This is a genomic window from Allobosea lupini, from assembly GCF_900109525.1.
Taxonomy (GTDB): domain Bacteria; phylum Pseudomonadota; class Alphaproteobacteria; order Rhizobiales; family Beijerinckiaceae; genus Allobosea; species Allobosea lupini.
In genome coordinates this window covers 683,386-694,230 of sequence record NZ_FOAN01000003.1, presented here as the reverse complement: position 1 = coordinate 694,230, position 10,845 = coordinate 683,386, and the positions used below count along the sequence as shown (strand labels likewise).

Sequence of the window (10,845 nt, the reverse complement as noted above, 5' to 3'; positions counted from 1 at the left end):
CTCCAGCCGTTCCGCCGCGCGACGCGGGGCGCCGTCGAGCCAGAGCGCCAGCGCCTCGACCACCATCGCCTCGCGCCGTGTCACCAGCCGCAAGCGCGCTGCCGCACGCGCCTTCGCCAGGCAATCGCGGGCCGGAGCGGCCAATTCGGCCCGCGCCAGCGAGAGCAGCATCAGCCCCTTGGCGGCATGGGCCAGGACGAAGTCGGGATCGGCGGCCAGCGTGCGGGCGAGATGATCGGGCGTGGCGGCGGCATGGGCGAGCAGCGCTTCGAGCGTATCGTTCCAGGCGAGGCGCGCGGCATCGTTCGCGACGGTGATGCGGTCGCCCGAGAGATCGTGATGCAAGGCGTAGGACATGGGCTGCTCCATTGCCGCGCCGCAAAGGGGCGCTCTTCAGGGAGTTCGCAGCGGGTCGATCAAGCGCCGTTCAATTCGCTTCACGGACCCGTGTTGTCGGCGGGACCGCCGCGGCCGATTCCTGCTGCCGCTCCGCCGCGGGCTTCGGCCTCGGCCCGGACCAGGGCGCGCTCTTGAACCAGCCGACGACGACAGCGACGGCGAGGATCAGCGCGAAGCCGGCGAGGTTGAGCAGCGCCACCACCGGCTCGCTGCGCCCGGCCATGTCGGCGACGGTGCCCAGCAGCCGCGCCAGCACCACGCTGGCGAGGAAAGCTGCGAGCGATTGCCGACCGATCAGGATGAGGAGGTGGCCGACACCGCGATCGAGCCGATCCCGCCAGGGCTCGATCAGGCTCAGAACGAGATAGGCGAGCGCCAGGAAGTGCAGCACCCGCAGGATGTGCAGGTCGGTCTTCTCGTTGGCGGGGATGATGAGATCGTGGGCCGTCTGCGCCAGTGGCCAGTGCTCGAGGATGCCCCAGAACGACACCGGCACCGAGACGAGGGCGAACAGCGCAGCCGCTATCATGAGGCGCCGGTCACGGAGCCGCGGCACCGGCAGCCAGTTCATGCCGATGAAGAAGCCGATGAAGAAGATCAGCTGCCAGCCGAAGGGGTTGAGAAACCAGCCGGCCCCGTTCCAGGGGTTGCCGGACAGGTTGAGCCCCCAACTCCACACCGCGGCGTAGAACCCGATCGCGATCAGGAAAGGCACTGCGCCGTGCAGGCGGCGGCCCAGCATCATCACCGGAACCAGCGCCAGGATGACGAGATACATCGGCAGGATGTCGAGATAATCCGGCTGCCAGGTGAGAGTGGCAATGCCGAGCAGGGCGCGTTCCGGATCGGCGAGAAGCGGCGCGAACTGCTGCGCGAGGACGGATAGGCCGAAGCTCCGGTCGAGCAGAGCGGCAAGCGCTATCAGTGCCAGAACAAGGCCGATCTGCGCCCAGTAGACCTGCCAGATCCGGTAGGCGATGCGAGCCGTGCCCAGCCAAAGGCCGCGCCGGATGAAGACGCCGCCGAAGGCGAGCGCACTGGCGAGGCCCGAGCAGAACACGAAGAGCTCCGCCCCCGAGGAGAAGCCGAAACGCGCCGGAATCCAGGCATTCCAGCTGTTCGCCGGCAGATGCGCGACGAAGATGATCAGCATGGTCAGGCCACGGAAGAAATCGAGCCGCTCGTCGCGGGGCCGCTTCGTCGGCGTGGCGGGGAGCACCGTCATCAGAACGCCCCATCATAGCTGCCGGCCTCGATGCGGCAGGCCAGCAGCGTGAAGCCCTTGCGGCGGAAGGCGGCCTCAACCTCATGCGCAAGGGTCTCGCGATCATCGATGATCACGCCGTAGCCGCCCATCGCCCGGGCGACGGCGGCGAAATCGGTCTCGCCGATATCGACGCCGGCGCGTGGCAGACCAAGCTGGCGCTGCTTCAGTGCGATCAGCCCGAGGGCCTGATCGACGAGCACGACGACGATCACCGGCAGTTGCAGGTCTCGCAAGGTCGCCAGCTCGCCGAGCACCATCTCAAGCCCGGCATCGCCGACCAAGCATAGGGTCGGGCGGCCGGAGCCCAGCGCCGCGCCCGTGGCGAGCGGCAGGGCACAGCCCATGGTGCAAAGCCCGCTCGATTGCAGAAGGGTTCGCGGCCCGTCGCAGCGCCAGATCTGGCTGAACAGGATGCGATGGGCGCCGGAATCGGCGGTCGCGACGGTGCCGGCCGGAGCGACCTCGCGCAGGGTTTCGAAGACGGTGTGCGGACCCCATTCGCCGGGAGCGGCAAAGGCGACATGGAAGGCTTCGCGGATCGCGGCTGGCTCGCCCCCCGGCCAGGTCGCCTTTTGCGGAAGCTCGTCCGCAAGCCGCGTCAGGATCATGCCGACGGCCCCCTCCAGCATGAGGCTCGACTCGTGCATGCCGTGCTGGAGCGGCTCGGCGACGATGTCGATGACCGGCTTGCCGGCCGGCCAGGGATTGCGCCAGCCCTGGCGCATCTCGATCGGATCATACCCGGCGAGCACGATCAGGTCGGCCGCCTCGATCAGCGGTCGCACGATCGCATCGGCCTTCGGCGAGAGACCGACGGCGCCGATCACGCGCGGATCAGCCTCCGGCACCAGCCCCTTGGCCTTGTAGGTGGTGAGCAGCGGCGCGCCGGTCGCGGCCAGGAAGCGATCGAGCGCGACTGCGCCGCCTTGGTCGCCGAGGTCGAGCCCGGCGATGACCAGAGGCCGCTTTGCCGCGGCGATCAGCGCCTGCGCCGGCCGCAGATCGGCGGGGACCAATGGGGCGGCAAGCGTGATCGCGGGCGCTGTACGCCAGGCAGTGCGGGCCTCGGCGATGGAGATCGGCAGGTCGATATGGACCGGCCCCGGCCGGCCGCGCCGGGCGATGGCGACGGCCTTGGCGACCACGAGATCCTCGGTGCCGGGAGCGGCGCGGAAGCTCGCCTTGACCAGCGGGCGCAGCAGGGCCTGATGATCGAAGACCTGGTGCGTGTAGCTTTCGGCCAGGGCCTGATCGACGCAGCCGGTCACGAAGATCAGCGGCACCCGATCCTGCTGCGCATTGGCGACGACGTTGACCGCATTGGCGACGCCGGGGCCGAGCGTCGCGACCAGCACGGGCAGCGCGCCGGTCGCATGCCAGAGCCCTTCGGCCATGAAGCCGGCGGCATTCTCGTGCCGGGCGAGCTCGAAACGGATGCCGGCGCGCCCGAGCGCATCTACCAGCGCCAGCACCTCGCCGCCGGGGATACCGAAGGCATGGGTGGCGCCGGCAGCAGCCAATTGAGCGGCCACGAGATCGGCGCCCGTGACGGGTTGCCCGAGGCCGGTGCCCGCCGGCTCCGCCGCTATCCGTTCATGGCGCATCGTCTCTCTCCGCTTTGCCGCCGCGGCGGTCATGCGAGAAAGATCGCGCGGAAGGCCGGTTTGGTTACAGGATCACGGAGACGTGAGCTTGATGGCGGAATCTGGCGGCTCGGCCGGCATCGCCAGCCGCCAGGCGCGCTCGACCCAGGCCGGATCGGCCTCATGGCCGCCGGCATGCAGGCATAGCTCCAACCTGGCCTTGCCGTCGCAGCCGCGCGCGATGCGGCAGGCGAGCCCCTCGCTCTCGGACGCGGCGCGAGCGGTTTCGGCCAAGGCCGCGGTGCAGCCGCCCGGTGCTATGATCGCGAAGCTCTTGAAGACATCGCCCTGCCGCGCTCCGGAGCGCAGCGCGCGGCCGGCGAGCGGCACCGTCGCATCGCTCGTACCGTGGACGTGGATCAGCGGCGGGCGCGGACCATCGCAGCGTTCCGGCAAGGGCTCCCAGAAGGCACCGGCGATCGGCGCGAAGGCGGCAAAGCGCGCCGGCATCCGGCAGGCGAGATACCAGACCATCGAGCCGCCCTGCGAGAACCCACTCGCGAGGATACGACGGGAATCGACCGGAAAGCGCGCCGCGACATCGTCCAGCACCTGGCCCACGAAGGCGAACTCGTCGCGGTTGCGGGCGGGCGAGCCGGGATAGGACCAGGTGCGGCCGCTCCCATCGGGCGCGATCAGGGCGACGCCGAGGCGCCGGGCGACCGCTAGCAGGCCGGGATCGGCGATCACCTCCTCGGCCGAGCCCTGATAGCCGTGGAAATACATGATCGCCCCGACCCGCCGCTCGCTGGCTGCCGGCGGCGGCAGGACGATGCGATAGCTGCCGGTCGCCACGATACAGCCTGTCGGCGTCGGACAGGCCTCGCCGGATTGCGGCAGGCCGGGCTCCCCGGCGGCGGGCGCCGCGATGACGAAGCAGGCCAGTGCGCCTGCGAGCCATCGCCTCTTGCCCATCTGCGTCCCTCCGTGAACAAGGGCCGGCATGCCCTCGCGCGAGCGTAACGGACCAGCGCAAGCGCTTCATCGGCCGCTCGCAGGCTTGTGAGCCCGTCCCCGCCATGCGACGGACAGGCAGTTTGTCCCCGTGCGAGAAACGCAAGACGTGTCGCTGCAAGAGCTCGAAACCCAGCTCCGGCCGATCTTCCTAGCGGCCCTTGCCGGCGATGCCGCGGCCTATCGCCTATTCCTCGATACGATCAGCGTGCGACTGCGCGGCTATCTCAGGCAGATGCTGGCGCGCGCCGGCCGCAGCGAGGCGAGCGAGGCCGAGGACGTGCTGCAGGAAACGCTGCTGGCGCTGCATCTGTCGCGCCACACTTACGATGCCACGAGCCCGGTCACCGCCTGGGCGCACGCGATCGCGCGCTACAAGCTCGTCGATCATCTGCGCCGCTCCGGTCGTCATGTCGCCAACCTGCCGCTCGACGACGAGGCCTATCAGCTCGCCGGGCCGGCCGATGATGCGGCGTCAGAGGCGAGGCTCGATCTGGAGCGCGCCATGGCGGCCCTGCCGGGGCGCACGCGCGCCCTGATCGACAAGGTCAAGCTCCAGGGGGCGAGCGTGGCCGAAGCCGCCCGCGCCGCAGGCATGACCGAGACGGCGGCCAAGGTCGCCATCCATCGCGGCCTGCAGGCCATGGCCAGGTTCCTCTCCCGGCGCGGGGAGCGGCCGGGATGAACGAGGCCGTGTGTAACCTTTCGACGATCCCGAGCGAATTTCCTGCCGAACGGACCAGAGAATCATGCAGACCGATGAGCTGATCGCGGTGATGACCGCGGGCCACCGCCCGGTGGACACCGGCTGGCTGCGCCGGGCTACCTGGCTCGCCGCGCTTGCCGCTCTCGTGCTGACGGTGGCGCTGCTCGGTTTCACTATCGGCGTCCGGCGCAATCTCGCGGGCGTGATGGTCACCACGCCGGTCATCGCCAAGGTTCTGTTCGGCGCCAGCATCGCCGTCATCGCGCTCACCTTGTTTCAGCGCAGCCTCAGGCCCGGGCTGAAGCCGAAGCGCCTGCTGCCGCTGGTGGCGATCCCGGTCGCACTGGTCGCAGCCTGGGCCGTGCTGACGCTGGCGCTCGCGCCGGTCGAGCAGTGGCAGGCGCTCATCTTCGGGCGCTACTGGCGCAGCTGCCTGTTCAACGTGCCGCTCTACGCGCTCGTCCCGCTCGTCGCGCTGTTCTGGCTGGCCCGGCGCGGTGCACCGGTCGATACGACCTTGACCGGGCTTTGCGCCGGCCTGGCCGCGGCCGGACTCTCCGTCGTGGCCTATGCGCTGCATTGCCCGGACGACACGGCGCCGTTCCTGGCGACCTGGTACACGATCGCGATCGCGGCGGTCACCGTGATCGGCGCGCTGATCTTCCCGCGGCTCCTGCGCTGGTAGACGAAGAGCTCAGTCGCAACCGGAAGGCGAGCGACTTCGCACGGTAGCGTAGGACTGCCGGCGCTTGAGGAACTCGTCGCGCTTGGAAGCGGCGTCCTCGTCGATCGCGAAGACCTCGACGCTCTCGATCGCCGGCAGTTCGACATGCTTGGACATGTCTATATCGCTGCGGCTCGGCCGGTGGAAGGCATTCTCCAGCAATGCGGTCTGGGCCTCCTTCGACAGCACCAAGTCATTGGCGGCCCTGGTGGCGGCGCCGGCCGGCGCGCCCTTGACCAGCACCCGGAATTCCGGCGTCGAGAACGTGCCTGCGGCCGGGTAGAGCAGCGAGATCTGGCGCTGGCCGCCGGCGACATAGGCATAGGCGTTCGACTCGAAAGTGAGGCCGATCGCATATCCGCCCTAGAGCCGTATTCAACGGGAATTGGGTGTGAGTCGGCATGGAACGGACCGGCAAAGCGTCAATTGCTGGATACGAGCCCTGCCCCCAGCTTGCGCAGCGTCTCGCGCAGCTCCTGCTGCCAACCCTGCAAAGTATCTCGGTCATTTCGAAGGCTGAGATTCTCGACATCATAATAGGTAAATAGACGTTGCCAGGCCTCATCGAGCAATCTCTGATGTTCAAGTGATAATCCGGTTTCACTCCAACTATCACCGGTTTTCTTCTGACGGTCCTTGCTATAAAGATGGAAAGAATTCGATAAATCCGCATTCAAATATTCACTGAGCACCTCAAAGGTTCTTTCCGTAATATTTTCATGTATAACAATCTTACAATTTGGGAATATCCTTGATATGTCAACGCACAATAAAAGCGTCCTTAAATAAGACCTAACATAAAGCGCCACATCATCATCCGGCCACATCTTGATCGCCGAGCTAAGCGTAGCTCTCGGAGAGCGCAATAGGCAAATGTAGTGCGCTCCAAAAAAGTAACGCTGCTGATATTCCATAAATCTGTCGAACGAATAACCAAGTGTTTCGTCGCGAAACGCGACGCCATCTCCAACAAAGCGATAGTAATTCGAAAGCTTAGCGAGATAATCCTCGCCTGTCGCCCCGCGATCCAGCAACTTCGGGCAATGAGTCGTTTTAGTAAATGGATTACCGAATAGATGCTGGTGCATCTCATTGTACCATGACTGAAAATCCCTTCGTTCTCCCGAATAATGAAAATTAGCCTCTCCGAACATCCAAATATCAGGGGACATATTGAGCGCGTCATTCAAGACAGTCGTTCCAGAACGTGCATGCCCGACGAGGAATAACGCGGATATCTTTTCCAGAAATACTCTCCGGTCCGGCTTGCGGTTGATTTCAACGGAAGAATATTCTTCATCCTCTCCCGCAATTATAGCACGTAATTTTTCTATCTTCTCTGAGATTGTGACCGAATGCGTGGTCAACATACTTCCAACAGCATCCAACTGCTCTCGATCGGCTGCTCGACCGGATGCTGCATGCACCAGATGTGCGTGAACATCGTCCAGGCTCAGGCGGATGCTGTCCAGCTCTTTATCGAGCCGGGATAGGTCGGCCAGGCTCAGACGGATGCCATCCAACTTTTGGTCGAGCCGGGATATGTCGACCCCAATCGAAAGCAGATTGCGTGGAAAACGACGCAACCGCGACCAGAATTCCCTCATGATTGCCCCATCTCGAAATGCGTCGGCGTCATCTAGCGCAATTCCGCCATTCCCCGGATCACGGAATCGCTCTACATGTTTGTTCTATCGCGTTTTCTTCACGAAAACTGGCGTCCGCTTCGCTCGAAAAAGTTCTAATCAAGATACAGCGACCCTCATGCCACAATACCTCTCCGCTTCAGTTCGCCGACGATAGTATTGGCGAGGGAGACAGCATCATTGGCGACCGTGTCGAGCACAAGGTCTGGCTGGGTAGGCTCTTCATAGGCCGAAGTTAAGCCGGTAAACGATTCGATCTGGCCAGCCAGCGCACGCGCATAAAGGCCCTTCGGATCGCGCTCGATGCAGATGTCCAAAGGCGTCTTCACGAAGACCTCGATAAACTCATTGTCATCGACCAGTTCACGAACCATTCGCCGTTCTGCGCCGAACGGCGATATGAACGAGCAGATCACGATAAGCCCAGCGTCGAGCATCAATTTCGAAACCTCGCCGATGCGGCGGATGTTCTCGACGCGATCGGCATCCGTGAAGCTCAGATCGCGGTTCAATCCCTGACGTAAATTGTCGCCATCCAGCAGGATCGTGTGGCAATTGGCCGCCCAAAGCAGCTTTTCGACCTCGTTGGCAATGGTTGACTTCCCAGACCCGGACAAGCCCGTCAGCCACACGACGGCCGGCGAGTGCGCCTTCAAGATGGCGCGCTTGTTTTTGTCTATCCCAAAATCCGGCGAAAATAGATTGCCTGCACGAGACAATTGGCCATCGATAACTCCCGCGCCGACGGTGTCGTATGTGGCCCGGTCGATAATAATGAAGGAGCCCAGCGTGGGATTATTTCTGAAAGAATCGAAGACGATTTCTGAAGCCGTCGTGACATCGCAATCGGCTATTTCGTTCTGAGACAAGCTTCGCGCTGCGACCCGCTCTCCGGATGCAAGATCTATCCGATGATTGATTCGCGTGATCGCGCCAGTCGACAATTGCGTTCCGATGCGCAGGAAATAGATCCGTTCCGGAATGAGAGGCGCTTCGCCAAACCACACTATTCGCGCCCTGATCGCTCGTGCGCAGGTAGCCGGCCTCTCGATCGAAGTGATGACATCTCCCCGCTGCAGATCGAGCTCATCTTCGAGCTCCAATACGATAGCGTCGCCCGACGTCGCCTTATCGATCGGTCCATTTGGCCCCGACACTGTCTTGATCGCAACCTGCCGCCCCGATGGCAGCAGATTCACAACCTCACCTGTCCGAACCGTGCCGGATCCGACGGTGCCAAGATAGTGACGAGATCCCGATAGCTTCTCTACCAGTTGTACTGGCATCCGAAATGCCTGCTCCGCGCGGCCGGCCGCTGGAGCGACCTGTTCCAGATGCGAAAGCAGCGACCGGCCGCGCCACCAAGGCATCCGTAGCGACGCATTGACGACGTTGTCGCCCGTCAACGCCGACACAGGAATTGCCGAAAATGACCGGAATTGGATTCTGCCCTCGAATTTAGTCCTGAAGTCGGAAACGAGACGCCTGAAAGGCATTTCCGACCACTCGACGAGGTCCATTTTGTTAACGACGAGCACAAGCTCCTCGACCCCGAATAGATCACAGATTGCGGCATGCCGGATCGTTTGAGGTCCAATACCTTTGCGAACATCGACGAGAAGAAGAGCAGCGCTCGCGCCGGAGGCCGCAGTTGCCATGTTGCGGGTGTATTGCTCGTGGCCTGGCGCGTCGAGCAACCGAAAAATGCGATGTGGCGTAGCGAAGCGGCGATAGCTCACATCGATCGTTATGCCCTGCTCGCGCTCCGCTTCTAGCCCGTCGAACAGCCGACTGACATCGATTACATCGCCTGCAATGCCGGAACTCAGTTCCCGCATTTGGTCAGGTAAGATTGCTCCGGTGTCGAGAAAAAGCCGCCCGAGCAATGTCGACTTGCCGTCATCCACCGAGCCGCAGGTGAGCACAGACAAAACCGACTGAGGCTTGGCCTCTCCCTCGCTATACGCGATCATCAGAAGTAGCCCTCGCGCTTCTTGCGTTCCATGGCTGATGGTTCGTCGTAGTCGATCAGCCGTCCTTGGCGCTCAGAAGACCGCGAACCCCGCAATTCATCGACAATCTCGTTGACGGTCGCCGCCGTGGAATCGACGGCCCCGGTCAGGGGATAGCAACCCAATGTCCGGAATCTGACGACCCGCTGCGTCGGCCGCTCGCCTGGCCTGAGCGCGAACCGGTCGTCATCGACGACGATCAACGCGCCAGACCTTACCACGACAGGCCGTGGGCGCGCGAAATACAGATCGACGACAGGTATCTGCAGACATTGGATATAGGTCCAGACGTCGAGTTCGGTCCAGTTCGAGAGCGGGAATACCCGCACACTTTCGCCAGGGTTCACCCGCGCATTGTAGAGATTCCATAATTCCGGTCTTTGCCGACGCGGGTCCCAACCATGGCCTCGGGTGCGAAAACTGAAGATCCGCTCCTTGGCGCGGCTTTTTTCCTCGTCGCGCCTCGCGCCTCCAATCACGGCGTCGAAGCCGCCGGCATCCAGCGCTCGACGCAGCCCCTCGGTCTTCATGGCGTGCGTATAGCTCGCCGAAGTCGCGGTGAATGGATCGATCCCGCGAGCGATTGCTTCAGTATTTGTATGAACACGCAGATCGATCGAGTGCTTCTGCGCGACCTCATCGCGAAATGCGATCATCTCGCGAAATTTCCATGTCGTATCAACGTGCAAAAATGGAAAAGGAATTCGTCCAACAAATGCTCTTAGGCACAAATGGAGAAGGACCATCGAATCTTTTCCGATAGAATATAACAGAACAGTTGACCTGCTTTGCGCGTAACACTCACGTATAATTTCGATCGCCTCACTTTCCAATTGACGCAGATACGGTGGCATCTCCGCAGCACTCATAACCTCGATCCTGTATCAAACCACTGAGACCATGCGCAGCTCCATCGCATCGCAATGCATGCGAGTTTGTACGTTAGATACACACGTATTCGTTGTCTAGAGCAATTTTGCAATCCCCCGAACCCTGGAATCGCTCTAGGCTTTCACTTTACCGTGTCTTCTTCGCGCAAGCCGGCGTCCACTTCGCTCGAAAATTTTCTAGTGTTCAGGATGCGTGACATTACCATACGTAAACGACGAGCTTCTCGCGCTCCATATCGAGCACGTGCTCGTCCCACCCCTCGCGAAGGGCGACAGCGTCATCCTCGACAATCTCGGTAGGCCACAAGGGCAAGGCCGCTCGCCGTGCGATCCGCAACGCTGGCGCTCCCATGCTCTTCCTGCCGCTCATCGCTCCGACCTCAACCCGGTCGAGCAGCTCTTCGCCAGGCTCAGACATTGGATGCGCAGTGCACAGGCCAGAATCATCGCAGCCACCTGGCAAAAGCTTGGGGACCTGCTCCTTATCGTTTCGCGAGATGAATGCGCAAAATAGCTCTGAAACACAGGATACGCCCTGTCAGTATAGCATGCTCCAGCCACCGAAAGTCGACCAACACACTCGACTGCCAACACACGCGCCCGC

General features: G+C 62.9%; 9 protein-coding genes and 1 pseudogene. 2 read left to right on the top strand and 8 right to left on the bottom strand.

Annotated features, from left to right (window positions below; translation table 11 throughout):
• The 4 genes and pseudogenes from BMZ21_RS12660 to BMZ21_RS12645 all read right to left on the bottom strand — a co-directional run.
• Positions 1–357 (bottom strand): annotated as a pseudogene (locus tag BMZ21_RS12660) (tetratricopeptide repeat protein); the annotation flags it as partial.
• Positions 358–427: 70 nt separating this feature from the next.
• Positions 428–1,624, bottom strand: coding sequence for an OpgC family protein (locus tag BMZ21_RS12655; RefSeq protein WP_091834240.1), 1,197 nt, complete (start codon positions 1,622–1,624; stop codon positions 428–430).
• Positions 1,624–3,270, bottom strand: a complete 1,647-nt coding sequence (locus BMZ21_RS12650) for a thiamine pyrophosphate-binding protein (protein ID WP_208862267.1) — start codon at positions 3,268–3,270, stop codon at positions 1,624–1,626. Before BMZ21_RS12650 ends, BMZ21_RS12655 begins: the two co-directional genes overlap by 1 nt.
• Before the next feature lie 72 nt (positions 3,271–3,342).
• On the bottom strand, positions 3,343–4,224 hold the full coding sequence (locus BMZ21_RS12645) for a CE1 family esterase (RefSeq protein WP_167561620.1): 882 nt from the start codon (positions 4,222–4,224) through the stop codon (positions 3,343–3,345).
• A gap of 148 nt (positions 4,225–4,372) precedes the next feature.
• Between BMZ21_RS12645 and BMZ21_RS12640 the strand changes: the two genes are divergently transcribed.
• Together BMZ21_RS12640 and BMZ21_RS12635 are read left to right on the top strand one after the other, a co-directional pair.
• Complete coding sequence (locus BMZ21_RS12640; RefSeq protein ID WP_342029033.1) at positions 4,373–4,948, top strand: sigma-70 family RNA polymerase sigma factor; 576 nt, start codon at positions 4,373–4,375, stop codon at positions 4,946–4,948.
• A 64-nt stretch (positions 4,949–5,012) separates the two neighbouring features.
• The gene (locus BMZ21_RS12635) at positions 5,013–5,654 is read left to right on the top strand and encodes an NrsF family protein (RefSeq protein ID WP_091834231.1); all 642 of its coding nucleotides are present in this window, start codon (positions 5,013–5,015) and stop codon (positions 5,652–5,654) included.
• A 9-nt stretch (positions 5,655–5,663) separates the two neighbouring features.
• Here BMZ21_RS12635 and BMZ21_RS12630 read toward each other — a convergent pair whose 3' ends face one another.
• The 4 genes from BMZ21_RS12630 to cysD all read right to left on the bottom strand — a co-directional run bounded on the left by BMZ21_RS12630 (position 5,664) and on the right by cysD (position 10,220).
• Positions 5,664–5,936 carry a hypothetical protein gene (locus tag BMZ21_RS12630; RefSeq protein WP_425285434.1) on the bottom strand — a complete coding sequence of 91 codons (273 nt, stop codon included), beginning with the start codon at positions 5,934–5,936 and terminating at the stop codon, positions 5,664–5,666.
• A gap of 179 nt (positions 5,937–6,115) precedes the next feature.
• A complete protein-coding gene (locus tag BMZ21_RS29920; RefSeq protein WP_143079698.1) occupies positions 6,116–7,300 on the bottom strand; it encodes a sulfotransferase in 1,185 nt (394 codons plus the stop codon).
• Between the two features lie 155 nt (positions 7,301–7,455).
• Complete coding sequence (gene cysC / locus BMZ21_RS12625) at positions 7,456–9,312, bottom strand: adenylyl-sulfate kinase (RefSeq protein ID WP_091834225.1); 1,857 nt, start codon at positions 9,310–9,312, stop codon at positions 7,456–7,458.
• Complete coding sequence (gene cysD, locus BMZ21_RS12620; protein ID WP_244543820.1) at positions 9,312–10,220, bottom strand: sulfate adenylyltransferase subunit CysD; 909 nt, start codon at positions 10,218–10,220, stop codon at positions 9,312–9,314. Before cysD ends, cysC begins: the two co-directional genes overlap by 1 nt.
• Positions 10,221–10,845 lie beyond the last annotated feature (625 nt).

Bases quoted from the DNA above. Each gene is read 5' to 3' on its own strand.
- BMZ21_RS12645 (WP_167561620.1), bottom strand. From the start codon at position 4,224: ATGGGCAAGAGGCGATGGCTCGCAGGCGCACTGGCCTGCTTCGTCATC.
- cysD (WP_244543820.1), bottom strand. From the start codon at position 10,220: ATGAGTGCTGCGGAGATGCCACCGTATCTGCGTCAATTGGAAAGTGAG.
- BMZ21_RS12635 (WP_091834231.1), top strand. From the start codon at position 5,013: ATGCAGACCGATGAGCTGATCGCGGTGATGACCGCGGGCCACCGCCCG.
- BMZ21_RS12650 (WP_208862267.1), bottom strand. From the start codon at position 3,270: ATGCGCCATGAACGGATAGCGGCGGAGCCGGCGGGCACCGGCCTCGGG.
- BMZ21_RS12655 (WP_091834240.1), bottom strand. From the start codon at position 1,624: ATGACGGTGCTCCCCGCCACGCCGACGAAGCGGCCCCGCGACGAGCGG.
- cysC (WP_091834225.1), bottom strand. From the start codon at position 9,312: ATGATCGCGTATAGCGAGGGAGAGGCCAAGCCTCAGTCGGTTTTGTCT.
- BMZ21_RS29920 (WP_143079698.1), bottom strand. From the start codon at position 7,300: ATGAGGGAATTCTGGTCGCGGTTGCGTCGTTTTCCACGCAATCTGCTT.